Raw genomic sequence first — 25,226 nt, forward strand, 5'->3', positions numbered from 1 at the left:
CTGTGTAGCATATATATGCCTGTGGGAGGGGGTCTCTGCCCGCGAAGGGCTCACTGCGGCCTGCCTGATACACCGCAGGGCCCCTTTCGCGGGCAGAGACCCGCTCCCACCGGTGTTTTTCCCAGCCAATGACTGCTCACACCAGGGCTTGCCAAGGCCTGCCCTCGCCCGCCGCTTGCTCCGCGTCGGGCTCGCTCCTACACTGCGCCATCTTCCCTGGCAAAGCTGACCTTCCCATGATTCGCCTGATTTTCTGGATCGCCATCGTCTTCGCCGCCATCTGGCTGTGGCGCAGGTTCAAGACTCCCGCCCGCGCGCCTCGCGAACAGCACAAGCCGGCCTCGCTGACCATGGTTCGCTGCGCCCAGTGCGGCGTGCACCTGCCAGAGGACAGCGCGTTGCGTCGTGACAGCCACTGGTATTGCAGCCAGCCTCATCTGGAGCAAGGGCCCAGCAACGGTGCCCGCTGAAGCGCAGTTTCTCGGCGGCGCCCAGGCGCAGCGGATGCTGCGCCTGTACCACCTCTACCGCTTGACCATTGGTCTGTCCCTGGTCCTGCTGATTTCCAGCAACATGGACAACCGCCTGCTGGAAGTCGCCGATGGCGAACTGTTCCGCGCCGGCAGCTGGCTCTACCTCATTCTCAACATCCTGGTCGTGGTGCTGATGGGCAACCCGCGCCGGGTGCTGCCGGTATTCAGCCTGGCCACCGCCGACGTGATCATGCTCGCCGGCCTGTTCTACGCGGGTGGCGGCACGCCCAGCGGCATCGGCAACCTGATGATCGCCTCCGTGGCCATGGGCAACCTGTTGCTGCGCGGTCGCCTCGGCCTATTGATCGCCGCACTCGCCACCATCGGCATCATCTACCTGACGTTCTACCTGAGCATCTCCCGACCGGCCGCCGCCAATGACTACCTGCAGGCGAGTACCCTGGGTGTGTTGTGCTTCGCCGTGTGGTTTGTGGTTCAAGGGCTGAGTCGACTGCTGAGCACCAGCGAGAACCTGGCCGAACAACGCGCCAGTGATGTCACCAGCCTGGAGGCCTTGAACTCGCTGATCCTGCAGCGCATGCGCACCGGCATTCTGGTGCTGGACACCGAACTGCGCGTGCAACTGGCCAACCAGGGCGCCCTGGCCCTGTTCGGGCGCATGACGCTCAATGGCGAACTGATCGCCGATCACTCCCCCGACTTGATCGAGCGTCTGTTGCAGTGGCAGACCAACCCAGCCTTGCGGGTCAAAAGCTTGAAGCTGTCGCCTACCGGTCCGTCGATCCAGGCCAGCTTCATTGCCCTGCGCCGCGGTGGCGAGCAGCAGCAGACGCTGGTGTTCCTCGAAGACCTGTCGCAGATCGCGCAGCAGGCGCAACAGCTCAAGCTGGCTGCCCTGGGTCGCCTTACCGCCAGCATCGCCCACGAGATCCGTAATCCGCTGGGCGCCATCAGCCATGCAGGCCAGTTGCTGCAGGAGTCCGAAGACCTGCCGGCCGCCGACCGGCGCCTGACCCAGATCATTCAGGATCACTGCAAGCGCATGAACCTGATCATCGAAAACGTGTTGCAGCTGTCGCGTCGCCGCCCCAGCGCGCCGCACCCACTGGACCTCAAGGCCTGGCTGGAAAACTTCGTCAGCGAATTTCGCACTACCGCCCGTCCCGGCCAGCAATTGCACTTGTATGTCAGCGACGGCACCCTGGAAACCCGCATGGATGCCAACCAGTTGACCCAGGTGCTGAACAACCTGGTAGAAAACGGCCTGCGCTACAGCGCCCAGCAACAGGGCCGCGCGCAGGTCTGGCTGAATCTGTTCGTGGAGCCGACCAACGGTTTGCCGATCCTCGAGGTGCTGGACGACGGCCCGGGCTTTGCCGCCGATCAGTTGCAGCACATGTTCGAGCCTTTCTTCACGACCGAAAGCAACGGCACCGGGCTGGGGCTGTATATTTCCCGCGAGCTGTGCGAAAGCAATCAGGCCCACCTAGACTACAGGGCACGTGAAAAAGGCGGGAGTTGCATGCGTATCACCTTCGCCCACCCGCGCAAACAGGGATGACTATGAGCGCCAGGCAAAAAATTCTGATCGTGGACGACGAGCCGGACATTCGTGAACTGCTGGAGATCACCCTTGGCCGCATGAAGCTGGAAACCCGCAGTGCGCGCGATGTCGCCGAAGCACGCGAATGGCTGGGCCGCGAATCGTTCGACCTGTGCCTGACCGACATGCGCCTGCCCGACGGTACCGGTCTTGAGCTGGTGCAATTCATCCAGCAGCGCTATTCCCACGTGCCGGTGGCCATGATCACCGCGTTCGGCAGCCTGGATACGGCGATCAACGCACTCAAGGCCGGCGCTTTCGATTTCCTCACCAAACCGGTCGATCTGCCGCGCCTGCGGGAGTTGGTCGGTGCCGCGCTGCGCATGCCAGCGCCCGCTGCTGCCGGCAAGGAACCGAGCATAGACCAACGCCTGCTCGGCGAGTCGCCTCCCATGCTCGGCCTGCGCAAGCAGATCGGCCGTCTGGCGCGCAGCCAGGCGCCGGTCTACATCAGTGGCGAGTCAGGCAGCGGCAAGGAGCTGGTCGCCCGGCTGATTCATGAGCAAGGCCCGCGGGCGGATCGACCGTTCATCCCGGTCAACTGCGGGGCCATCCCGGCCGAACTGATGGAGAGCGAGTTCTTCGGCCATCGCAAGGGCAGCTTCACCGGCGCCACCGAGGACAAGCCGGGGCTGTTTCAGGCCGCCCACGGTGGCACACTCTTTCTCGACGAGGTAGCCGACCTGCCGCTGACCATGCAGGTGAAGTTGCTGCGCGCCATTCAGGAGAAGGCCGTACGCGCGGTGGGCGGGCAGACCGAAAACGTGGTCGATGTGCGTATTCTCAGCGCAACCCATAAAGACCTGGCAGCCGAAGTGGCGGCCCAGCGTTTTCGTCAGGACCTGTACTACCGCCTTAACGTGATCGAGCTTCGCGTGCCTTGTCTGCGCGAGCGCCGTGAAGACATTCCGCTGCTGGCCAGCAGCGTGTTGGCGCGCCTGGCGCAAGGCAGCGGCCTGCCTGCCGCACAGTTGACGCCCGCTGCCCTGGAAACCCTCAAGGGCTACCGCTTTCCCGGCAATGTGCGGGAGCTGGAGAACATGCTGGAGCGGGCCTACACCCTGTGTGAGGACGACCGCATCGAAGCGAGCGACCTGCGCCTGAGTGAAACGGCGTCCAGCGTGGAGACCGGCGAGCCCAGCCTGGCCCAGATCGACAACCTGGAAGATTACCTGGAAAGCGTGGAGCGCAAGCTCATCCTGCAAGCCCTGGAAGAAACCCGCTGGAACCGCACGGCGGCGGCGCAGCGCCTGAACATGTCGTTCCGTTCGATGCGCTATCGGCTGAAGAAGCTGGGCCTGGATTGATTCCCCGCAAGTGCGTCAGCGGCACACGCCCCCCTGTAGCAGCGGCGCGAGCCGCGTCGGCGGTGTACGCGGTTTGCCTGAATGAACGCGGCTCGCGCCGCTGCTACGGGATGAGGCGATCCTGCGGTGCGTAAGGCGCTGGATTGATCACGGCATCACGGCCCACCATCAAGTCCACCAGCAGACGACACGAAGCCGGCGCCAGTACCAGCCCGTTGCGGTAATGCCCGCAGTTCAGCCACAGACCCGGATGCCGCGGCAGCTGACCAATGAACGGTACCCCCTCCGGCGACCCCGGACGCAGCCCGGCCCACTGCCGCACCGGCGTGGCATCAGCCAAGGCCGGCAGCAGATCGACCGCCGAGGCCATCAGGCTGTCCAGCGCCTCCTGCGTAGGGGTCTTGTCGAAGCCCGCATGCTCCAGCGTGCTGCCAATCAAGATGTGCCCATCACGGCGGGGAATCGCATAACGCCCCTTGGCCAGCACCATGCTCGGCAGAAAGTTGGCAGCGCACTTGTACAGAATCATCTGGCCCTTGACCGGCTCCACCGGCAAGCCGACACCCAAGGTCTGCAGCAACTCACCGCTCCATGCTCCCGCAGTCAGCACCACCTCATCGGCCAGCAGCTCGCCTTGCGCCGAATGCACACCGATCACACGCGAGCCATCCTGCACGAAACCCTGCACTTCACAGTGCTCACGCACGGTCACGTTGGGCATGGCATTCAACGCCGCTTTCAACGCCTTCACCAAGCGCGGATTGCGCACGTTGGCGACATCCGCCATGTGAATCGCCCGCTTGAACCCAGCCCCGAGCACCGGCACCGCGGCATAGGTAGAAGAGATATCCACAGCCGCCAGCGGCCGACGATTGCGCTCGGCCCAGGCCAACGCCTCGGCCTCATCCTCCAGGTCCAACCAGTACAAGCCGGTCGTGTGCACTTCAGGATCGATGCCTGTCTCGCCAGCCAGACGCTGCCCCAACTGTGGATAGAAATCCTGTGACCAATGCGCCAAGGCAGTGACTGCCGGGCTGTAGCGCCAGGGGTACAGCGGTGAAACGATACCGCCGCCCGCCCAGGACGACTCCTGGCCCACCGCGCTGCGATCGATCAAGGTGACGCGATCCACATGGGCGACAAGGTTATAGGCTGTCAGCAGGCCAATGACACCGCCGCCGACAACGAGAACATGCTCAGACATCAAACGATTCCAAAGAAGGCTCAGCGGCCCCAGCAGGTGGCGGAAGTGGTGCCGGCGGCCATGCCGGTGTTGGTCCGCGCGCCGGTCTGGTTGATGACGAAACTGCCGCACTTGTCACCGACCATCATGGTGGCTGCCCTTGGCGCTGCCGTCAGGCTGAACGTGGTGGCGTCCTTCACCGTCACGATGTTGTACCAGGCATTACCCGCCACGTCGGCGACGTTGGCGTAGCTGCCGGTCCGAGTGAACCCTCTCTCGAAATTTTGTGCACCTTCGGCCAGTACCTGGCCGATCTCGACCCGATGGGTACGCTTCACGTACTCGGTGTAGCTGGGGTAGGCGATGGCGGCGAGGATGCCGACGATGGCGACTACGATCATCAATTCGATAAGGGTAAAGCCTTGTTGCCTGCGCATACGAACACTCATTGTCGTTGTTGCCACATGATACGGCGGTTGATGTTGCTGCCGGGATCGGTGACTGAGTTTTTTGGATCATCGTCACCTCCACTTATACTTCCACCTGACGTTCCACCGTTCCCAGTATTCGGCAATTGGAGTGCAACCATATCGTTGCCAGCAGCATCCTGATAGCTCACAAAAGAAGCCACGTTAACCAGGCCACCGCCGATCACCAAGCCGGAAGTAGACTCCAGCCCTCCGAAGATATTGAAGTTGGTGATCCGCTGGCCAGACTCGGCATCCACTTCCATCAGCTTGCTGGAACCCGCGCTGGAACAAGGATCCGTCGTGTCTAGAATCGCCGTCGTGAAGTACACACGCCCATCGAACAGCAGCGCGGGATACAGCACTCGCTCGCCGGTGGCCGTGGTGCCATAAGTCAGCGGCATGTACCACCCCTTACGCGTGTTGTAATCCACCGTGTTCTGACTGGTATAGACTTTGTTGCCAGTGATGTTGGTGATGGTCTGGCGTTGTAATGAAGACTCAGTGTAGTTGGCGGTCGAACCATTGGCGTCGACGATTGCATAGAAGGCCTGAGTGGCAGTCGTAGTCTTATCAGCTACTTCGTTGAGCTTCCCAGTACCGAAGAAAATGATCTGCCGGCCTTGGGTATAGCTGCCAATGGTAGGCTGTGCGGTAATTGGCTGACTTGCCCCGCCGGAAGCGGTAAACAATGGCGAACCGGAAAAGCCCACGGCACCGTTCGTAGTGCTGGTGAAATCGAACTTCCACATGCGGCCCTTGAGGTCGCCACCATAGGCATATTGCACGACTCCTTGGCTATTGACCTCCAGCGCCACGGAGGACAAACCGTTATCGGTTTCGCCCGAAACAACCACAGGCGTCTGGATCTCGTTGATCAATTTACCGTTCGATACGTCGACCACGAACAGCGAGGCCCGACCAGAAGTACTGCCATAGCCATTTGAGATAAAGGCGGCCCATGTTCCGTTACTCAAACGGGCCACTTCAGGCTTACCGTAGGCATAGCCGATGTTTCCGTAGCCTGCCGTGGTATTGGAGATTTCCCAAAGGGCTCGAACTGTATTGCTGCTGGCTTGGAACAACTGCAGCGCGTAATAAGTTCGCCCGCCAGCGCCGACACCGCCCAAAGCAAGCGTCCTCCAAGACGAGCCGATCTTCGCGTCGGCAACCGTCATTTGTCCATCGTTAAGGAACTTGTGGCCTGTGCCATTGATGTAAGTGGGGTCGGCTACGTAACGCAAATTGGACAGCGTGCTTGAGGGCAAATAAGCGTAACGGCGGGTGCCATCGGTGTTGAGCACACTTGTCATACCATCGTTGCTGCCCACAACGAGGCTAGGTGTCATGGCAGTTGCTTTGGTGTCCAAGTAATTGGTGTAGCTGAAATCGCCTGTAGTGTCCGTAGCCGAAATGGCTGTGGGCGAAGCATAGACCAGCGGCGAATTGATGATATCGCCAAGCAATACCGAGCGAACCTTCAAGCCTGTCTTGTTGGTCCCTTTGGTCCACTCGACCAGATCATTGTTGGAAACACCACTGGGCAGGCCCGTAGCGAGCGTAGCCTGCTGCGCAGGGGAAAAATTCCCCAGCGCCAACGTGATGGGCTGAGCTGTCGTGGTATTGAAGGACTGGAACGTGGTGCTGCCAGCCGAAGTGACCTTGCTGTCGGTCGACCATAAGAGCGTGGAGGTAGGGGAGCCTTTGGCGTCCAAGCCGTAGGCTCGCACCGACCCCCGCCAGTCGGTTGGGTCGTAGAAGGTTTGGTAATACTGGCTTGATGCGGTGAGGTTGACCGAGTTGACGGTGGCCCCGCCACCGGAACCTGCTTTGGATGCGATATCATTCAGCGCTGCGGTCAGCGCAGCACTCAGCCCGGCAGCATCGGTTGCCTGGTAATACTTACCTTGGCCATAAAGCTCGGCGGCATCCCTGAGCATCTGGTTATTGGCCGCAAAACCTACCGTATAGGTAGACATGTTCTGCTTGGGAAAATCTGCAGCATCCCAACTTTTGCCAGCAGCATCGGTGCCGCCTGTGCGCATGTCGATGTCGTAGGCAAATTTCGCTATGTCGTCGAGATAAAGCGTATCGCCCTCGCCGTCGCCGTTGAGGTTGTCCCCGTCGTTGGCGCTGTTGCCGTCCCAGTTCGGGAGGCGAGAACCGCCCAGCGGATCATTAGTAGGAAACGTACGATCATAGGTCGGCAGACCATCGGTAATGACCACGCCATAGTTCTTCTGGCAACGGTATTGGATCGGGCTCGTGTAGGTGCTTGGCGTACTGTTGTAATAAGGCGTTAGGCCCCTGAAGTAGCGCGTGATCTCGTAGTAGGTTTCTGCCAATGGCGTGTTGGCGATGGAGCCCAAGTCGTCAATCGCACTCTGCAGTGCTCTGTAGTTGGCAGGGCCTGCCGACGTGGTGGTGCTGATATCAGCGACGTTGCGCGATATGAAACCGCCGGGGCCAGAGTCGCCCGAGCGCGGCGGATTGAAAGTCGCCAAACCGATGCGCAACGTCCGATTGGCATCGACGATCGCAGAAGCTGCAGCGCGCGCCACGTTGATGCGATAGTCCTGTGGAATCGAGTTATCGGTATAGTTTTTAGTTGTTGTACCACTGGGCAACTGATCGATGAGGTACGAAATGTACCGGGCCGAATAGCGAGTGTTGCCGTTGCCTACCGGGTCGGGTAGGCGAAGGCAGTACTTGACCCCGTTGGGACGCAGAAAGCCGGAGTAATTCAGGGAACAAGCCCCTTGTCGGAACGAGCTGTAGAACAGGTTCTCGTTATCCATGTCGACGTTGTAATACTGGTTGCAGGAGTTGCTGTACCCACAAATGTAAATCTGGGTACGTGTCACGGACTGATCGAACCCGGTGGCACGAATGAGGTTATCCATACTGCCGGAATCGTCCACCAGCAACATGACGTTAGGCGCAACCGATCCTGAACTCAGCAGAGGCGAGTCAGAGGGCGTGAATGCATATAATGGCGCGCTGACATACAGACCAGCCAGCAGGCCCAGCACGAGTTTGAACATGTCGTGCCTACTACTTCTGCTTGGCATAAATACTCTCCAACACGGTGCGCGAAGTCCCCTGGATACCCACCCCGGTGATGCGATACAGCTCGTAGTATGTTTTCTGGGTATTGATCGGCAGCCCACTGGCGATGATCGCTGGGTTATTGGTAGTGCCCACCTTTTGAATCGCGTAATAGCCCTGTCCGGACTGAGTCCACACCACACCGTTGGCCGCACTGTAAGTGTTAGTACCTATCGTGCCGGCCGTAGTGGGTGGCGCACACGTGGCAGCATCTTGGCAGAAGCCCAGCGTATAGGCGGCGGGCTTGACGGTGTTTTCGCCGAGACGAAGCATGGCTTCGGCTATCTGGAAAGACCCATTGCGCAAGGTGACGCTGCCCGCCATCTTTTCCTGCAACGTGGCATTCTGCATAGACGAGACGCCTATCAAAGTCAGCAGCAACAGAAACACCAGGCAGACCACCAGCGTCATGCCACGTTGCCTGCCTGGATGGGGATGAGCAAATGCAAACATCATGAAAGCCTCGTCACAGCAGCCGATTTCGCAGTGCAATCACTGTATTGAACGTCCGGGTTTGCGCACGCGAGTTTGGCGTAGCAGCCTGATCCGCCACTTGCAGACTGATGCGCACACTGCGAATGAGGTCGTAGTTGGTTGGGGTAGCTACATAGGTGCTAGCGTTGGGGTTGGCTGCTGATGAGGCCATGCCGAAGGTCACATCGAACGCCAGTACGTTGCCAATTAGCGGTTGTACATCCGTCGCTACGTTACCCGACCTGACTTGATTGCTGCTGAAGGTGTAGACGATACGGCGTATCGGAATAACCTGCTGACCAACGACCGCGGCAGGCATGTCTGCTGGTACGTAAGCCGTCGAAAAACTGCGGCAGTCTGTAAGAATGTTCCAGTTGGCATTGGTACCGTTATTGCCCACGTCAGCGGTGATCAGCGTAAGAATCACGCTGTTGTTGGCGCCACGGGTAATGGTAATCGGCGCAGCATAGGCGGCTGTGAAGTCTTTGGTAGGCGTGCTGTCGAGCGGATTTGCCTGGCAGCCAAAAAAACCTGTCATGCGGATTTCCTGGGCCATCTTGCTCATCAGAAAGCGTCCATCTTCCTGAATGTTCGCTGCGGCATTCTGGCTTTGATAGGTATTTCTGGCCGCAAGAAATATCTGGGTGACGCCCAGCACGATGACCAGACCCAACGTCATGGCGACCATCAGCTCGATGAGGCCGATGCCTCGAGATGAGCGTCTCATTTGATCCCCTTATCGATGGCCACGCGACTCGTCAACGTGAACGTCTGCAGGCCATCGCCGTTGCTCTGTACACCGGAGACGCTCGCCGCGCTGGTTGCACGCGCATCGCTCCATTGCAGGGTAATGGTGACGACGCGATTGTTCACAGCGATGCTGCTGCCCGCACTGACCCCGCCGATGGCTTTGGCATTAGCGGCGAAGTCGGCGAGATCTTGTGCTCGGGTATCGGTGGTGTTGCCCGTTGGCGCAGCATCAAGGTTGGCCAGCGCATAGTTGCCGTCCGGATTGGCCCTGATGCGGTCCATCATGTCGTAGGCGATGAAGCTGGCTTGACTGGTAAGCGCCGAACTGTCGGTAAACTTGAGAGCGTTGAGCTGCAAGGCTGCAGCTCCCAGCAGACCGATGCCCATGATCAGCAGCGAAACCAGAACCTCGATCAGGCTGACTCCTGTTTGCCCAATGCGCATGTTCATGGACAAGTGCCCCCTAGTATCACCCGCCCGTTAATGCAAACACCGATGGCCTTGGTGAAGGTGCCTCGGACATAGGAAAACGCCACTGCCGTGACTGGGTTGGCCATCGCGCCCAAATTGTTGTACTCGATGTTGGCAATGTTCTTGGGTGTAACGACAGCTGCCGTTGCCATCGGTGCGATCACTCGCAATGCCGGGTTGGTTACTGCACCTGCGTTGACGACCTGAATATCGAGACGACTCGTCCAGTCGTTCGCAGTGGAAGGCGTAACACGTACGCTTACACCCCTGTTGATCGCCTCGAGCCGCGCATAGTTGAGTGCCCGATACAAGTCCGTGGATTCAGTGTCCGCTTTGGTGTTGTTCATCAAGGTAACGAACGATGGAATCCCCACGGTCACCAGGATGGCCAGCACCGCGATCGTCACCATCAGCTCGACCAGCGTAAACCCCTTGTAACCATGCCGCATTGGACGCCTCCCCCAGGAGCACTGACTATAAACCAGCGCTCGCGCGGTTCGCTGGGCGCACAGGATATACGGTTGTTCTAGAGGGATCAGCGCCTGTTGCACAGAAACCCAGGGAGGGTTGGCATGAACAGCAAGGGAGTGACATTGGTGGAGCTGGTGGTAGTGCTGGCAGTGGTGGGGATATTGGGGGCGATTGCCGTGCCAGCCTTACACAGCCTGTTGCAGGAGCAGCAAGGAAAAGTGGTGGCACAGGAACTGGCGCAAACGCTTCGTACCGCTCGTCTTGAAGCCATCCTTCGGCATAGTCCCGTCGTGGTGAGAGCCTCCCGCGATGGTTGGAGGCACGGCTGGACAACCTTGATTGATAGACGCGGCTTGAGGCTCCACGCTCACAAGCTGGATGGCAAAGTCCCTATCGTCGGCAATCGATGGGTACGCGAGGAGGTGCGCTTCAACAGCTTCGGTGCACCTGCGGGGGTAGGACGTCAATCAAATCTGGGATCGTTGTTCATATGCGACCCGAAGCGGCTCAAGCTGCGTTGGCGTGTGGTAATCAGCTGGGCCGGCAGGGTCAGGATTACCGATAAGCCGGATCCTGACAGTGCCAACCTGTGCACCCGATGGCCTAGGTAATCGCCTTGACCCGCAATTCCTTGGGCATCGAGAACGTGATGTTCTCCGGCCGGCCGATCAGCTCGTCGGCTCCGGTCGCGCCCCAGGCGTGCAGTTGCTCGATGACGCCGCGCACCAGCACTTCGGGTGCCGAGGCGCCGGCGGTGATGCCGATGCGCTGCACGCCGTCGAACCAGCCTTGCTGCATGTCTTCGGCGCCGTCGATCAGATAGGCCGGAGTGGACATGCGCTCGGCCAGCTCGCGCAGGCGGTTGGAGTTGGAGCTGTTCGGGCTGCCCACCACCAGCACAACGTCGCACTCGTCGGCCAGGATCTTGACCGCGTCCTGACGGTTTTGCGTGGCGTAGCAGATGTCGTCCTTGCGCGGTCCGCCGATGGCCGGAAAGCGCGCACGCAGCGCATCGATAACCCGGCTGGTGTCATCCATCGACAACGTCGTCTGGGTGACGAAGGCGAGGTTTTCCGGATTGACGACCTTGAGGTTGGCGACGTCTTCCTCGTCTTCGACCAGGTAGATGGCGCCTCCGTTGCTGGCGTCGTACTGGCCCATGGTGCCTTCCACTTCCGGGTGTCCGGCGTGGCCGATGAGAATGCACTCACGTCCGTCGCGGCTGTAGCGGGCCACTTCGATGTGCACCTTGGTGACCAGCGGGCAGGTCGCGTCGAACACCTTGAGCCCGCGTCCGGCCGCTTCCTGACGCACGGCCTGGGAGACGCCATGGGCGCTGAAGATGACGATGACGTCGTCGGGCACCTGGTCGAGTTCATCGACGAAGATGGCACCACGGTTGCGCAGGTCTTCGACCACGAACTTGTTGTGCACCACTTCGTGACGGACGTAGATCGGTGCGCCGAAGACTTCCAGCGCGCGGTTGACGATCTCGATCGCTCGGTCCACACCCGCGCAGAAGCCGCGGGGATTGGCGAGTTTGATTTGCATGCTTGCCTCGGTGCCCTTAAAGGGCCGTGACCGAAAGAATTTCCACCTCGAAGGTCAGGGTCTTGCCTGCCAGGGGGTGGTTGAAGTCTACCGTCACTTCACGGTCGTCGAATGCCTTCACCACGCCCGGAAGCTCGGTGTTGGCGGCGTCGTTGAAGATCACCAGCAACCCTTCGGACAACTCCATGCCCTCGAACTGCGATGCCGGCATGACCTGCACGTTCTGCGGGTTGGGCTGGCCGAAAGCGTTTTCCGGCAGCACCTTGACGGTGCGTCGGTCGCCGGCCTTGAAGCCGAACAGGGCCGCTTCGAAGCCTGGCAACAGGTTGCCGTCGCCGACCTTGAAAGTCGCCGGCGACTTGTCGAATGTGCTGTCGACGGTATCACCGTTTTCCAGGTGCAGGGCGAAGTGCAGGGTCACTTCGGTGTTTTCCCTGATTCGCTGCTCAGTCATGCACCGCTTCTCCGCTTTTCTTGCTCTTGAACATATCCAACGCCAGCATGATCGCACCGACGGTGATGGCACTGTCGGCCAGGTTGAACGCCGGGAAACGCCAGCGATCCTGCCAATGCACCAGAATGAAATCGACCACGTGGCCCAGCACGACGCGGTCGAACAGGTTGCCTACCGCCCCGCCCAGTACCAGCGCCAGGGCAATTGCCAGCCAGGTGTCGCCGCGGCCCAGACGCTTGAGCCACACCACCAGCACCACACTGACCACCACGGCGATCAGGGTGAACAGCCAGCGCTGCCAGCCGCCGCTGTCCGCCAGGAAGCTGAAGGCGGCGCCGGTGTTGTAGGCAAGGGTCCAGCTGAGCAGGTCGGGAATGACCACGATCTGCTCATACATCTGCAGGTTGCCATCGAAATAGAACTTGGTGGCCTGGTCCAGCGCCATGACCAGCACGCTGAGCCACAGCCACTTCAAGTGACCGTAGCGACCGAAAGACGCCGACGAATCAGGCATAGTGGCGCACCTCGCCATCACCGCTGATGTTGTCGACGCAGCGACCGCAGATTTCCGGATGCTCGGGGTTCACGCCCACGTCATCGCGGAAGTGCCAGCAACGCGCGCATTTGACGCCACCCGACTTGACTACCTTGAGCTTCAGGCCGGCCACGTCGGTGACCACCGCATCGGCCGGAGCCTGAGCGAACGGCGCCAGGGTGGCGCCCGAGGTGATCAGCACGAAGCGCAGCTCGTTACCCAGTTTGGCCAGGTCAGTGTTGAGCGCGTCTTCGCTGTACAGCGTCACTTCGGCCTGCAGGTTGCCGCCGATGGCCTTGGCCGCGCGCTGGTTTTCCATTTCCTTGTTGACCGCAGCCTTCACCGCCATCACCCGCTCCCAGTAGGCACGGTCCAGCTCGAAGCCCTCGGGCAGCTCGCTCAGGCCCTGGTACCAGGTGTTGAGCATCACCGACTCGTTGCGCTCGCCGGGCAGGTACTGCCACAGCTCGTCGGCGGTGAACGCCAGGATCGGCGCGATCCAGCGAACCAGCGCCTCGCTGATGTGGTACAGCGCGGTCTGGCAGGAGCGACGGGCGACGCTGTTGGCGCCGGTGGTGTACTGGCGGTCCTTGATGATGTCGAGGTAGAAACCGCCCAGCTCCTGCACGCAGAAGTTGTGCACCTTGGAGTAGACGTTCCAGAAACGGTATTCGCCGTAGTGCTCTTCCAGTTCGCGCTGCAGCAGCAGAGCACGGTCCACGGCCCAGCGGTCGAGGGCGATCATCTGATCGGCTGGCAGCAGGTCGGTGGCCGGGTTGAAGCCGCTGAGGTTGGAGAGCAGGAAGCGCGCGGTGTTGCGGATGCGACGATAGGCATCGGCACTGCGCTGCAGGATGGTGTCCGACACGGCCATCTCGCCCGAATAGTCGGTGGCCGAAACCCACAGGCGCATGATGTCGGCGCCCAGGGTATCGTTGACCTTCTGCGGGGCGATGACGTTGCCCAGCGACTTGGACATCTTGCGGCCGTTCTCGTCCACGGTGAAACCGTGGGTCAGCAGCTCGCGGTACGGCGCGTGGTTGTCGATGGCGCAACCGGTCAGCAACGAAGAATGGAACCAGCCACGGTGCTGGTCGGAACCTTCCAGGTACAGGTCGGCGCGCGGGCCGCTTTCATGACCCATCGGGTGCGAGCCGCGCAGCACGTGCCAGTGGGTGGTGCCCGAGTCGAACCAGACGTCCAGCGTGTCGCTGATCTTGTCGTAGTTGGCCGCCTCGTCGCCCAGCAGCTCGGCCGGGTCCATCTTGAACCAGGCTTCGATGCCTTCGACTTCGACGCGCTTGGCCACCTCTTCCATCAGCTCGACGGTGCGCGGGTGCAGTTCACCGGTGGCCTTGTCGAGGAAAAACGGGATCGGCACGCCCCAGTTGCGCTGGCGCGAGATGCACCAGTCGGGACGGTTGGCGATCATCGAGTGCAGGCGCGCCTGCCCCCAGGCCGGGACGAACTTGGTGTCTTCGATGGCTTTCACCGCGCGTTCGCGCAGGGTGTCGCCTTCGACCGGTGGCTTGTCCATGCCCACGAACCACTGCGCAGTGGCGCGGTAGATCAGCGGGGTCTTGTGACGCCAGCAGTGCATGTAGCTGTGGCTGACCACTTCGGTGTGCATCAGCGCGCCGACTTCGGCCAGCTTGTCGACGATGTTCTGGTTGGCCTTGAAGATGAACTGGCCACCGAAGAACGGCAGCGATTCGACGTACACGCCGTTGCTCTGCACCGGGCTGATGATGTCGTCGTTGGTCAGGCCGTATTGCTTGCTGGTGACGAAGTCGTCGACACCATAGGCCGGGGCGCTGTGCACCACGCCCGTCCCGGCACCCAGCTCGACGTAGTCGGCCAGGTACACCGGCGACAGACGATCGTAGAACGGATGACGGAAGTTGATCAGCTCCAGCTTGGCGCCCACGGTGGTGGCGACGACCGAGCCTTGCAGGTTGTAGCGGGCCAGGCTGCTTTCCACCAGTTCTTCGGCGAGCACCAGCAGACGGTCACCGACGTCGACCAGCGCGTAGGTGAGCTCGGGATGCACGTTGAGCGCCTGGTTGGCCGGAATGGTCCACGGGGTGGTGGTCCAGATCACGATGCTGGCCGGTTTCTCCAGGCCTGGCAGACCGAAGGCATCGGCCAGCGCTTGCTGGTCGGCGATCGGGAAGGCGACGTCGATGGTCGGCGACTTCTTGTCGGCGTACTCGACCTCGGCCTCGGCCAGGGCCGAACCGCAGTCGAAGCACCAGTTCACCGGCTTCAGACCCTTGAACACGAAACCGTTGCGGACCATTTCCGCCAGGGCGCGGATCTCGCCGGCCTCGTTGGTGAAGTTCATGGTCTTGTACGGGTTGGCCCAGTCGCCGAGCACGCCCAGACGGATGAACTCGGCTTTCTGCCCTTCGATCTGCTCGCTGGCATAGGCACGGCACAGTTCGCGGGTCTTGTCGCCGCCCAGGTTCTTGCCGTGGGTGACCTCGACCTTGTGCTCGATCGGCAAGCCATGGCAGTCCCAGCCCGGCACGTACGGCGCATCGAAGCCGGCCAAGGTCTTGGAACGGATGATCATGTCCTTAAGGATCTTGTTGACCGCATGACCGATGTGAATATTGCCGTTGGCATAGGGCGGGCCGTCGTGCAGGACGAACTTGGGACGGTCCTTGCCAATTTCGCGAAGCTTCTGGTACAGGCCAATGCTGTCCCAGCGCTGCAGAGTTTGCGGCTCGCGCTGGGGCAGGCCGGCCTTCATTGGGAAGGCGGTGTCCGGAAGGTTTAGCGTGGCTTTGTAGTCGGTCATTTCAGGCTCTTCAATTTAAGCGGTTGGCTTGGCCCAGTGGGCACGCGCGGCGGCGACATCCGCATCGATCGCCGACTTCAGCGCCTCCAGCGAGGCGAAACGCTGCTCATCACGCAGCTTGTGGTGGAACGCCACCGTTAAATGCCGGCCATAGAGGTCACCGGCAAAGTCCAGCAAATGCACTTCCAGGTGGGCACTGCCATCACCTGCAACGGTTGGCCGCACGCCTATGTTGGCGACTCCCGGCCAGGTCTTGCCATCGATGTCGACACTCACCAGGTAGACCCCGGTCAGCGGCACGCGACGGCGCTTGAGTTGCACATTGGCAGTGGGCCAGCCCAGTTGGCGGGCCAGCTTCTGCCCATGCAGGACCCTTCCTTCGATGCAGAAGGGTCGGCCGAGCAGTTGCTCGGCACGTTCGAAATCGGCCGCCGCCAAGGCCTTGCGGACCTGGGTGCTGCTCACCCGCTGGCCGTCCAGTTCAACGGTCTGCGCCGCCTCGACGGTGAAGCCTTGAAGGCTGCCGGCCTGGGTCAGGAAATCGAAGTCCCCTGCCCGGTCGCAGCCGAAACGAAAGTCGTCGCCGACTTCCAGATGCTTCACGCCCAGGCCGTCGATCAGGATGGTGTCGACGAACTCCGAGGCGCTGAGCTGGCTCAGGCGCTTGTTGAAAGCCAGGCACAGCACCAGGTCGACCTGTTCGTCGGCCAGCAACTGCACCTTGTCGCGCAACCGGGCCAGGCGGGCCGGCGCGGTCTGCGGACTGAAGTATTCGCGCGGCTGGGGCTCGAAGATCACCACGCAGCTGGGCACGCCCAACTCACGGGCACGCTCGCGCAGCCGCGCCAGGATAGCCTGATGGCCGCGGTGGACACCGTCGAAATTGCCAATGGTGGCGGCGCAGCCCCGATGCTGGGGCCGCAGATTGTGAAGGCCTCGAACCAGCTGCATAACGCGCTTCTTGCTCATAAAGTGGTCGATTATAACCATACCCACGCGCCGACGACAGGCAACAGCGTGCTTGGATGTTCGCTAATGCACAAAACCGCTGGCATCCAAGGATCAGGCCAGCCCGCGGCGGGCGAAGTCCTTGAGGCGGAAGCCCATGGCCAACAACATTCCGAAATACACTAGCACGCCTGTCAACACCAGCAGCCCCAGGCGCAGGAAGCGTTCGAGCATCTGGCCGTCAGCCCATGCCGGCATGTACTGCAGCAATACCAGCAAGGCGGCGGCCATGGCCAGCACGGCGATGCCCAGCTTGCATAAAAAGACGGTCCAGCCGGGTTCCGGCTGAAACAGGTCCTGCTGGCGCAGCTTCCAATACAGCAGCCCGGCGTTCAGGCAGGCACCCAGGCTGATGGCCAGCGCCAGGCCAGCGTGCTGCAGGTGGCTGATGAACATCAGGTTGAAGACCTGCGTAGCCACCAGCGTGAAGAGCGCGATCTTCACCGGCGTACGGATGTTCTGCTGCGCATAGAAACCCGGCGCCAGCACCTTGATCAGGATGATGCCCAGCAGACCGATGGAATAGGCGATCAGTGCGCGCTGGGTCATGGCCGCATCCAGAGCGGTGAATTTGCCGTACTGGAACAGGGCCACGGTCAACGGCTCGGCGAGCAATGCCAGGGCCACGGCGCAAGGCAGCACCAGCACGAAGCACAGACGCAGCCCCCAGTCGAGGATGCGCGAGTACTCATGGCGGTCCTTGTTGGCGTAGGTTTTGGAAAGGGTCGGCAACAGAATGGTACCCAGCGCCACCCCCAGCACGCCCGAAGGCAGCTCCATCAGACGGTCGGCGTAGTACATCCACGAGACCGAGCCTGCTACCAGAAAAGAGGCGAAGATGGTGTTGATGATCAGCGATATCTGGCTGACCGACACCCCGAGAATGGCCGGCAGCATCTGCTTCATCACGCGCACCGCGCCGGTGTCGCGCAGACTCAGACGCGGCAGTACCAGCAGGCCGAGTCGTTTCAGATGCGGCAGTTGATACAGCAGCTGCGCCAGTCCGCCCGCCAGGACCGCCCAGCCGAGCGCCATCACCGGCGGATCGAAATACGGCGTGAGGAACAGCGCGAACAGGATCATCGACACGTTGAGCAGCGTAGGCGTGAAGGCCGGCACCGAAAAGCGGTTGTAGGTATTGAGGATCGCACCGACGAAGGACGACAGCGAGATCAGCAATATATAAGGAAAGGTCACCCGCAGAAGGTCGGTGGTGAGATGGAATTTCTCCGGCGTGTCGGCGAAGCCTGGCGCGGTGGCCCAGATGACCCAGGGTGCGGCCAGGATCCCGGCCACCGTGACCAGCGCCAGGGCCAGGGTCAACAGGCCGGCGACGTAGGCAATGAAGGTACGCGTGGCCTCCTCGCCCTGCTGGTTCTTGTACTCGGCGAGAATCGGCACGAAGGCCTGGGAGAACGCACCCTCGGCGAAGATCCGGCGCAACAGGTTCGGCAGCTTGAAGGCGATGAAAAAGGCGTCGGTGGCCATGCCGGCGCCGAAGATGCGCGCAATGATGGTGTCGCGGACGAAGCCCAGCACCCGCGAAACCATGGTGATGGAGCTGACCGCGGCCAGGGATTTGAGTAGATTCATCGAAAGTTTTTCATGCCCGTTGACGAAGAGCAGGCCCATATCCGGCCCAGGTGTGCGATACTCCGCGCCGCATCAGCAGGCAGAGCCAAAACCTCGCGAGTGTACAGGTCACGGGCCAGAAGTGAATCACTTCGACACCGACCGACCACTTAGCGGATCGTTTCACGTACCCTTGACAACCAACTCGTTGATGGGCATGATTCGCGGCCTTATTTGTTTGCTATTTCAAAAAGTCTTTCGAGGAGCTCGACGGTGGCCAACTCACCTTCCGCCAAAAAACGTGCAAAACAGGCTGAGAAGCGTCGCAGCCACAACGCCAGCCTGCGTTCCATGGTTCGCACCTACATCAAGAATGTAGTCAAAGCCATCGACGCAAAAGACGCCGAAAAAGCACAAGCTGCTTATGTTCTGGCCGTGCCAGTTATCGACCGTATGGCCGATAAAGGCATCATCCACAAGAACAAGGCTGCTCGTCACAAAGGCCGTCTGAATGGCCACATCAAAGCACTGAACCAGGCTGCTGCTGCCTGATCAGCTGTACGATGTAGAAAAAGCCGACCCCAGGGTCGGCTTTTTTGTGCCTGTATGAAAGAGGCAATATCGATGTGGCCCCTTTCGCGGCCGATGACCGCTCCTACGGTGGTGTGTATCCGTAGGAGCGGTTATCGGTCGCGAAAGGCACATCGCAATTATTCGGTGGTACAGGGACGAATGGGGATGGCGGTCACGGCGTTCTGCGGGCTGCCTTCGATCATGCGGTCGCTGTAGACCAGGTACACAAGGGCGTTGCGTTTCTTGTCGTGAAAGCGCACCACCTGCATGGTCTTGAACACCAGCGACGTGCGCTCCTTGAACACCTCCTCGCCTTCCTTCAAGTTGTCCGGCAACTGGATCGGCCCGACCTGGCGACAGGCGATGGACGCCTCGGCGCGGTCTTCGGCCAAGCCCAGACCACCTTTCACCCCGCCCGTCTTGGCCCGCGACAGGTAGCAGGTCACACCCGGCACCTTGGGGTCATCGAATGCTTCGACGACGATCCGATCGTTGGGACCGACAACCTTGAACACCGTGGACACCTGACCAATTTCCTCGGCATTCGCCAGCATCGGCAAGCACAATAGGGTGGCCGCGAAAGCCTTGAGCACATTCATCGAAACGTTCCTGTAGGGGTCAAACGAGGATCAGGTTGTCGCGGTGTACCAGCTCGGGCTCGGCCATGTAGCCCAGCAAGCGCTCGATGACGTCCGACGACTGACCGATGATTTTCTGTGCTTCGAGCGCACTGTAGTTGGCCAGGCCGCGGGCGACTTCGCGACCATCCGGCGCCACGCACACTACCATCTCACCGCGCCTGAAGCTGCCCTGCACCACTTTCACGCCCACCGGCAGCAGACTCTTGTGGCCACCGGTCAGGGCCTGCACGGCCCCGTCGTCGAGCACCAGAGTGCCACGGGTCTGCAGATGCCCGGCGAGCCACTGCTTGCGCGCAGCCAGCATTTCACGCTCGGGCGACAGCAGCGTACCCAGGCGCTCGCCGGCCTTGAGCCGATCCAGCACGCGCTCGATACGGCCGCCGACGATCACCGTGTGCGCTCCGGAGCGCGCGGCCAGGCGCGCGGCGCGCAACTTGGTCTGCATGCCGCCGCGGCCCAGCGCACCGCCGGTACCGCCAGCAACGGCGTCGAGCGACGGGTCGTCGGCGCGCGCTTCGAAGATCAGTTGGGCATCGGGATTGGTGCGCGGGTCGGCATCGAACATGCCGTCGCGGTCGGTGAGAATGACCAGCAGGTCCGCTTCCACCAGGTTGGCCACCAAAGCAGCCAGGGTGTCGTTGTCACCGAAGCGGATCTCGTCGGTGACCACGGTGTCGTTTTCGTTGATGACCGGCACCACGCCCAGCTCGACCAGCGTACGCAGCGTGCTGCGCGCATTGAGGTAGCGCTTGCGATCGGACAGGTCGTCATGGGTGAGGAGAATCTGGGCGGTGTGCCGACCATGCTCGGCGAAGCTCGACTCCCAGGCCTGTACCAGACCCATCTGGCCGATAGCCGCAGCCGCCTGCAATTCGTGCATGCCACTGGGGCGCTTGGCCCAGCCGAGGCGACTCATGCCGGCCGCCACTGCACCCGAAGACACCAGTACCAACTCGACCCCGGCGTTGTGCAAAGCAACCATCTGCTCGACCCATACGCCCATCGCCGCGCGATCCAGACCCTTGCCGTCCGCGGTCAGCAGCGCACTGCCGATCTTCACGACCCAGCGCTGCGCGCCCGTCACCTTGCTCCGCATCATCTGCCAACCTTTGCCCGGTAGAAAAACAAAAACGCCGCTCATGGTGAGCGGCGTTTAGTTTAACACTGGAGATCACTGTGGGAGCGGTCATCGGCCGCGAAGAAGACACCGTGGAGTGCCAGGCACACCGCGGTGCGCCCTTCGCGGCCGCGGACCGCTCCTACAGGAGCGGGACCTGCACCCATACGCACTAGTCGCGGACGTAGATGATTTCCGGGCCGTCTTCGGCGTCTTCTTCGTCCCAGTCGTCGTCATCGCCGATGTCGTGGACGCTCTTCACGCCGCTGCGACGCAGCGCGCGCTGGTCGTCCAGCGCCTGCAGCTGGGCGCGCGCTTCGTCTTCGATGCGCTGATCGAGCTCGGCCAGCTCGTCGGCATAGGCCGGATCGCGCGCCAGACGGTCGGCACGGTCTTCCAGGTAGCGCATGATGTCACGGCTCAGGCGCTCGGTACCTTCCTTGGCGATGGCCGAGATCACATAGACCGGACCTTCCCACTCCAGGCGATCGACAATCTCCTTGACGCGCTCTTCGTGCTCTTCTTCCAGGATCTGGTCGCACTTGTTGAGCACCAGCCAACGCTCGCGCTCGGCCAGGGACGGGCTGAATTTGACCAGCTCGTTGACGATCACTTCGGCGGCGTCGGCAGCACTGGTTTCATCCAGCGGCGCCATGTCGACCAGATGCAGCAGAATGCGGGTACGCGCCAGATGCTTGAGGAAGCGGATGCCCAGACCGGCACCGTGGGAAGCCCCCTCGATCAGGCCCGGAATGTCGGCCACGACGAAGCTCCTCCAGCGGTCGACACTCACCACGCCCAGGTTGGGGACCAGAGTGGTGAACGGGTAATCGGCCACCTTGGGCTTGGCTGCAGACACCGAGCGAATAAAGGTGCTTTTACCGGCATTGGGCAGACCCAGCAGACCGACGTCAGCCAGCACTTTCATCTCCAGCTTGAGATCGCGCTGCTCGCCTGGCTTGCCTGGGCTGGTCTGGCGCGGTGCACGGTTGGTACTGGATTTGAATCGGGTGTTGCCCAGGCCGTGCCAGCCACCATGAGCCACGAGCAGGCGCTGACCAGCCTTGACCAGGTCACCGATGACTTCCTGAGTGGAGGCGTCGATCACCGTGGTACCTACCGGCACGCGCAACTCCAGGTCTTCACCCTTCTTGCCGGTGCAGTCGGTGCTGCCGCCGTTGGCGCCGCGCTCGGCATCGAAGTGACGGGTATAACGGTAGTCGACCAGGGTGTTGAGGTTTTCGTCGGCGATCATGTAGATCGAGCCGCCATCACCACCGTCGCCGCCGTTGGGGCCGCCATTCTCGATGAATTTTTCGCGGCGAAAACTCATGCAGCCGTTGCCACCATCACCCGCCTTCACGCGGATGGACACTTCATCTACAAACTTCATTAAAAATACGCCTCTCGCCGCCAAGGCGAGCCAATGAACCTGAAACGTAAGGCTCTTGCAAAAATGAGCGCGGCAAACCCGTCAATGACTCACGTACCGACAGCCCATGCAAACCTTTGCAAGAGACTCACTCCATAAACGAAAAAGCCCCGTCGCAAGACAGGGCTTCTCCAGCGACGTCGCGATTAGGCTGCGACAACGCTCACGTAACGACGACCGAAGGCGCCCTTTACTTCGAACTTGATCACGCCTGCGACTTTCGCGAACAGGGTGTGATCTTTACCCATGCCAACGCCGTAGCCAGCGTGGAATTGGGTGCCGCGCTGACGCACGATGATGTTGCCTGGGATGATAGCCTGGCCGCCATACATCTTCACGCCAAGGCGTTTGGCTTCTGAGTCGCGACCGTTACGGGTACTACCACCAGCTTTTTTGTGTGCCATGAGTCAATTCTCCTAGTGAGGAATTAGGCTGAAATTACGCCTGAATACCGGTGATTTTGATCTCGGTGTACCACTGGCGGTGGCCCATGCGCTTCATGTGGTGCTTACGACGACGGAACTTGATGATGCGGACCTTATCGTGACGACCTTGGGAAATCACTTCAGCCACAACGGTAGCGCCGGCAACCACTGGAGCGCCGATGTTCACGTCGTCGCCATTGGCGACCAACAGAACGCGATCAAAGGTAACGGATTCGCCGGTGGCGATTTCCAGTTTTTCGATCTTCAGGTATTCACCTGGGGCGACCTTGTATTGCTTGCCACCGGTAACGATTACTGCGTACGACATGGTATTTCTCCGATAATCCTGCTCACCCAGCTCTTTATAAGTAGAGTGTCGGCTGGCATGGCTGCATGGGTTGGAACGCCCCAAATGCAATTGCGTAAGGCAGGTGCTGCCCAGGAAGTTCAGGGTGCGCGATTGTACGCAAGCCATGAACCGCTGACAAGAGGCCGCCAGTCGCCCGAACGGTTGGGCGCTGCGGGCAAAACGATGCCGGCGCAGGTTCACGACCAGCTTCCTGCCCGGCATACGGGCGTTGCAGGCCACGGACGCGCCTTGACACGCTCCAACCCGCGTCCTAGCATGCCGCGCAACCCTTCTGGAGCGACTCTCGCTGATGCAACCCCAAGCTTTCTACCGCGCGGTGGCGGACGATTTCAGCGCCGTCGACGAGATCATCAAGAAGCAGCTGACCTCGCGTGTGCCGCTGGTATCGACGATCAGCGACTATATTACCTCCTCCGGAGGCAAGCGCCTGCGCCCGTTGCTGGTGTTGCTCGCTGGCAAAGCCCTGGGCCATCAAAGCGATGACCTGCGGCTGCTGGCGGCCACCATCGAGCTGCTGCACACCTCGACCCTGCTGCACGATGACGTGGTCGACATGTCCGGCATGCGTCGTGGCCGCTCTACCGCCAACGCCAAGTGGGGCAATGCTCCGAGCGTGCTGGTCGGCGACTTCCTCTATTCGCGCTCCTTCGAAATGATGGTCGAGCTGGGCTCGATGTCGGTGATGAAGATTCTTTCACACGCTACGCGCATCATCGCCGAGGGCGAAGTGCTGCAGTTGTCCAAGGTACGGGACGCCAGCACCACCGAAGAGATCTACATGGAAGTGATCCGCGGCAAGACCGCGATGCTCTTCGAAGCTTCGGCGCACAGTGCTGCAGCGCTCACCGGCGCCAGCGCCGAACAGTGCGAGGCACTGCGCACGTTTGGCGACCACCTGGGTGTGGCGTTCCAGCTGGTCGACGACCTGCTCGATTATCGCGGCGACGCCGAGACCCTGGGCAAGAACGTGGGTGACGACCTGGCGGAGGGCAAGCCGACCTTGCCGCTGATCTACACCATGCGCGAAGGTAACGCCGAACAGGCCGCGCTGGTGCGGCAGGCAATCCAGAAAGGCGGGATCGAGGATCTGGAACGGATCCGTGTGGCGGTCGAGGACTGCGGGGCCCTGGATTACACCGCGCGTCTGGCCCGCGATTATGTGGCCAAGGCCATTGCCCAGCTGGAAGTGCTGCCTGCCAGCCAGTATCGGGATGCATTGATCGAGCTCAGCGAGTTTGCGGTGGCGCGTACGCACTGATTCGGTGGTGCGCCCTTCGCGGGCAGAGGGCTCGCCGCCCGCCCCGCTCCCACAACTGCCCCTCTCTGCGGTAGCCCTTTCCTACAAGGGCTTCGCCTGCAAAAACCCTATATACTGCGTGCCTTTATTCTCTACCTCGAGGAATCTCGTGAGCACGCTGCCGCCCTGCCCCAAATGCCAATCCGAATACACCTACGAAGACGGCACCCAGCTGATCTGCCCTGAATGCAGCCATGAATGGTCGGCAACCGGCGAAGAAAGTGCCGACGGCGATGCCTTGGTGATCAAGGATTCGGTGGGCAACGTTTTGGCTGACGGTGACACCATTACCGTGATCAAGGACCTCAAGGTCAAGGGCTCTTCGCTGGTGGTCAAGGTCGGTACCAAGGTGAAGAACATTCGCCTGTGCGACGGTGACCATGATATCGATTGCAAGATCGATGGCATCGGCGCCATGAAGCTCAAGTCCGAGTTCGTGCGCAAGGTCTGACGTCCAGCCCGACCAGCGGTCCGAGCCGTCGTGAGGCGGCCGGCATGGCTTTCAGGGGCGCAATGCCCGGCGATGGCAAATAGTCTCTTGCTATTATTTGAATAAGAATTATTCTCATTGAAACCTTTCAAGGAGAATTGCCATGACCTATCTGATCGACGCCTGGCTGGACCGCCCACATCCCTACCTGCGCATCCTGCATCGTGATACTGGCGAAGTCTGTGCCGTGCTCGGCGAAGACGCGCTGGATGAACTGCGTGATCAGGGGGATCTGGATCTGCATGGTTTGAGCTCCAGCGAGCCTGTGGTGTTGAAGGAGTTGGTGCGCAATCTCTTTCTGTTCTGCTACGCCCGCGCATTGCGGCCAATGGGGGAATTGCATTGAGGGTGCGGGGTGTCTGAGGGAACGCATGTACCGCCGACGCGGCTTGCGCCGCTGCTACAGGGGTACGCGTGAAGCGGGGAATCGTGGTGGGGTGGGGATCGCGATAGGGTCGGAAGCGGCTTGCGCCGCTGCTACAGGGGGATGCGTGAGGCGGGGGATCGCGATGGGGCGGACGCGGCTTGCGCCGCTGCAACAGGAGCGCGTGTCTGTGTAGCAGCGGCGCGAGCCGCGTCGGCGGTCGTGCGGTGCCTCTAGATTACCCCGAGGCGTTACAGGACTTCCAG

26 protein-coding genes are annotated in these 25,226 nt (G+C 61.1%); 8 read left to right on the top strand and 18 right to left on the bottom strand.

Annotated elements, in window-relative coordinates:
- Window positions 1–236 precede the first annotated feature (236 nt).
- Genes QMX89_RS20485 through QMX89_RS20495 form a run of 3 tightly spaced genes read left to right on the top strand, consistent with a single transcriptional unit; the run spans window position 237 to window position 3,404 of the window.
- Complete coding sequence (locus QMX89_RS20485; protein ID WP_282349647.1) at window positions 237–470, top strand: PP0621 family protein; 234 nt, start codon at window positions 237–239, stop codon at window positions 468–470.
- A gap of 34 nt (window positions 471–504) precedes the next feature.
- Window positions 505–2,055 carry an ATP-binding protein gene (locus tag QMX89_RS20490; protein WP_156463196.1) on the top strand — a complete coding sequence of 517 codons (1,551 nt, stop codon included), beginning with the start codon at window positions 505–507 and terminating at the stop codon, window positions 2,053–2,055.
- Between the two features lie 2 nt (window positions 2,056–2,057).
- Window positions 2,058–3,404: a sigma-54 dependent transcriptional regulator gene (locus QMX89_RS20495; RefSeq protein ID WP_177327968.1), complete on the top strand. Its 1,347-nt coding sequence runs from the start codon at window positions 2,058–2,060 to the stop codon at window positions 3,402–3,404.
- Between the two features lie 103 nt (window positions 3,405–3,507).
- Here QMX89_RS20495 and thiO read toward each other — a convergent pair whose 3' ends face one another.
- Genes thiO through QMX89_RS20530 form a run of 7 tightly spaced genes read right to left on the bottom strand, consistent with a single transcriptional unit; the run spans window position 3,508 to window position 10,306 of the window.
- Window positions 3,508–4,608 carry a glycine oxidase ThiO gene (thiO, locus tag QMX89_RS20500; protein WP_282349648.1) on the bottom strand — a complete coding sequence of 367 codons (1,101 nt, stop codon included), beginning with the start codon at window positions 4,606–4,608 and terminating at the stop codon, window positions 3,508–3,510.
- Window positions 4,609–4,628: 20 nt separating this feature from the next.
- On the bottom strand, window positions 4,629–5,024 hold the full coding sequence (locus tag QMX89_RS20505; RefSeq protein ID WP_282349650.1) for a type IV pilin protein: 396 nt from the start codon (window positions 5,022–5,024) through the stop codon (window positions 4,629–4,631).
- Between the two features lie 8 nt (window positions 5,025–5,032).
- Window positions 5,033–8,098: a PilC/PilY family type IV pilus protein gene (locus QMX89_RS20510; RefSeq protein ID WP_282349653.1), complete on the bottom strand. Its 3,066-nt coding sequence runs from the start codon at window positions 8,096–8,098 to the stop codon at window positions 5,033–5,035.
- 10 nt (window positions 8,099–8,108) lie between these two features.
- Entirely contained in the window at window positions 8,109–8,618 is a 510-nt protein-coding gene (locus tag QMX89_RS20515) for a PilX N-terminal domain-containing pilus assembly protein (protein WP_282349654.1), read from the bottom strand.
- Window positions 8,619–8,628: 10 nt separating this feature from the next.
- Window positions 8,629–9,363: a prepilin-type N-terminal cleavage/methylation domain-containing protein gene (locus QMX89_RS20520; protein WP_282349655.1), complete on the bottom strand. Its 735-nt coding sequence runs from the start codon at window positions 9,361–9,363 to the stop codon at window positions 8,629–8,631.
- Window positions 9,360–9,836, bottom strand: a complete 477-nt coding sequence (pilV, locus tag QMX89_RS20525) for a type IV pilus modification protein PilV (protein WP_282349656.1) — start codon at window positions 9,834–9,836, stop codon at window positions 9,360–9,362. The genes QMX89_RS20520 and pilV overlap by 4 nt, the downstream gene beginning before the upstream one ends.
- Window positions 9,833–10,306: a GspH/FimT family pseudopilin gene (locus tag QMX89_RS20530; protein ID WP_282349657.1), complete on the bottom strand. Its 474-nt coding sequence runs from the start codon at window positions 10,304–10,306 to the stop codon at window positions 9,833–9,835. The genes pilV and QMX89_RS20530 overlap by 4 nt, the downstream gene beginning before the upstream one ends.
- 123 nt (window positions 10,307–10,429) lie before the next feature.
- On the opposite strand from QMX89_RS20530, the gene QMX89_RS20535 reads away from it, so the two are divergent.
- A complete protein-coding gene (locus QMX89_RS20535) occupies window positions 10,430–10,939 on the top strand; it encodes a GspH/FimT family protein (RefSeq protein ID WP_282349658.1) in 510 nt (169 codons plus the stop codon).
- Here QMX89_RS20535 and ispH read toward each other — a convergent pair.
- The 6 genes from ispH to murJ form a co-directional block, all read right to left on the bottom strand.
- Window positions 10,932–11,879, bottom strand: a complete 948-nt coding sequence (gene ispH, locus QMX89_RS20540) for a 4-hydroxy-3-methylbut-2-enyl diphosphate reductase (protein WP_049860956.1) — start codon at window positions 11,877–11,879, stop codon at window positions 10,932–10,934. The genes QMX89_RS20535 and ispH overlap by 8 nt on opposite strands.
- Window positions 11,880–11,895: 16 nt before the next feature.
- Window positions 11,896–12,333, bottom strand: coding sequence for a peptidylprolyl isomerase (locus QMX89_RS20545; protein ID WP_043192809.1), 438 nt, complete (start codon window positions 12,331–12,333; stop codon window positions 11,896–11,898).
- Window positions 12,326–12,847 (bottom strand): signal peptidase II, encoded by a 522-nt coding sequence (lspA, locus tag QMX89_RS20550; protein WP_049860954.1) that lies wholly within the window; start codon window positions 12,845–12,847, stop codon window positions 12,326–12,328. The genes QMX89_RS20545 and lspA overlap by 8 nt, the downstream gene beginning before the upstream one ends.
- On the bottom strand, window positions 12,840–15,671 hold the full coding sequence (gene ileS, locus QMX89_RS20555) for an isoleucine--tRNA ligase (RefSeq protein ID WP_282349660.1): 2,832 nt from the start codon (window positions 15,669–15,671) through the stop codon (window positions 12,840–12,842). Before ileS ends, lspA begins: the two co-directional genes overlap by 8 nt.
- 15 nt (window positions 15,672–15,686) lie before the next feature.
- Window positions 15,687–16,622: a bifunctional riboflavin kinase/FAD synthetase gene (gene ribF, locus QMX89_RS20560; RefSeq protein WP_056844082.1), complete on the bottom strand. Its 936-nt coding sequence runs from the start codon at window positions 16,620–16,622 to the stop codon at window positions 15,687–15,689.
- A gap of 111 nt (window positions 16,623–16,733) precedes the next feature.
- Window positions 16,734–18,272 carry a murein biosynthesis integral membrane protein MurJ gene (murJ, locus tag QMX89_RS20565; protein WP_282349661.1) on the bottom strand — a complete coding sequence of 513 codons (1,539 nt, stop codon included), beginning with the start codon at window positions 18,270–18,272 and terminating at the stop codon, window positions 16,734–16,736.
- Between the two features lie 252 nt (window positions 18,273–18,524).
- Between murJ and rpsT the strand changes: the two genes are divergently transcribed.
- On the top strand, window positions 18,525–18,803 hold the full coding sequence (gene rpsT, locus QMX89_RS20570) for a 30S ribosomal protein S20 (RefSeq protein ID WP_043192805.1): 279 nt from the start codon (window positions 18,525–18,527) through the stop codon (window positions 18,801–18,803).
- A 158-nt stretch (window positions 18,804–18,961) separates the two neighbouring features.
- Here the strand turns inward: rpsT and QMX89_RS20575 are convergent, their stop codons facing one another.
- The 5 genes from QMX89_RS20575 to rplU form a co-directional block, all read right to left on the bottom strand.
- Entirely contained in the window at window positions 18,962–19,423 is a 462-nt protein-coding gene (locus QMX89_RS20575) for a CreA family protein (protein WP_282349662.1), read from the bottom strand.
- 19 nt (window positions 19,424–19,442) lie between these two features.
- Window positions 19,443–20,561 (bottom strand): glutamate 5-kinase, encoded by a 1,119-nt coding sequence (gene proB, locus QMX89_RS20580; protein ID WP_056844287.1) that lies wholly within the window; start codon window positions 20,559–20,561, stop codon window positions 19,443–19,445.
- A 193-nt stretch (window positions 20,562–20,754) separates the two neighbouring features.
- Window positions 20,755–21,975 (bottom strand): Obg family GTPase CgtA, encoded by a 1,221-nt coding sequence (gene cgtA, locus QMX89_RS20585; RefSeq protein ID WP_282349663.1) that lies wholly within the window; start codon window positions 21,973–21,975, stop codon window positions 20,755–20,757.
- 185 nt (window positions 21,976–22,160) lie between these two features.
- On the bottom strand, window positions 22,161–22,418 hold the full coding sequence (rpmA, locus tag QMX89_RS20590) for a 50S ribosomal protein L27 (protein ID WP_008371588.1): 258 nt from the start codon (window positions 22,416–22,418) through the stop codon (window positions 22,161–22,163).
- Between the two features lie 34 nt (window positions 22,419–22,452).
- Complete coding sequence (gene rplU / locus QMX89_RS20595) at window positions 22,453–22,767, bottom strand: 50S ribosomal protein L21 (RefSeq protein WP_003176051.1); 315 nt, start codon at window positions 22,765–22,767, stop codon at window positions 22,453–22,455.
- Window positions 22,768–23,098: 331 nt separating this feature from the next.
- Between rplU and QMX89_RS20600 the strand changes: the two genes are divergently transcribed.
- The 3 genes from QMX89_RS20600 (at window position 23,099) to QMX89_RS20610 (ending at window position 24,942) form a co-directional block, all read left to right on the top strand.
- Window positions 23,099–24,067 (top strand): polyprenyl synthetase family protein, encoded by a 969-nt coding sequence (locus QMX89_RS20600; RefSeq protein ID WP_049860949.1) that lies wholly within the window; start codon window positions 23,099–23,101, stop codon window positions 24,065–24,067.
- A gap of 148 nt (window positions 24,068–24,215) precedes the next feature.
- Window positions 24,216–24,557 (top strand): zinc ribbon domain-containing protein YjdM, encoded by a 342-nt coding sequence (locus tag QMX89_RS20605; RefSeq protein ID WP_056844078.1) that lies wholly within the window; start codon window positions 24,216–24,218, stop codon window positions 24,555–24,557.
- 142 nt (window positions 24,558–24,699) lie between these two features.
- Complete coding sequence (locus QMX89_RS20610) at window positions 24,700–24,942, top strand: hypothetical protein (protein ID WP_043192798.1); 243 nt, start codon at window positions 24,700–24,702, stop codon at window positions 24,940–24,942.
- Window positions 24,943–25,226 lie beyond the last annotated feature (284 nt).

The sequence above is a fragment of the Pseudomonas sp. PS01301 genome, from assembly GCF_029960215.1.
Classification (GTDB): Bacteria; Pseudomonadota; Gammaproteobacteria; order Pseudomonadales; family Pseudomonadaceae; genus Aquipseudomonas; species Aquipseudomonas coleopterorum.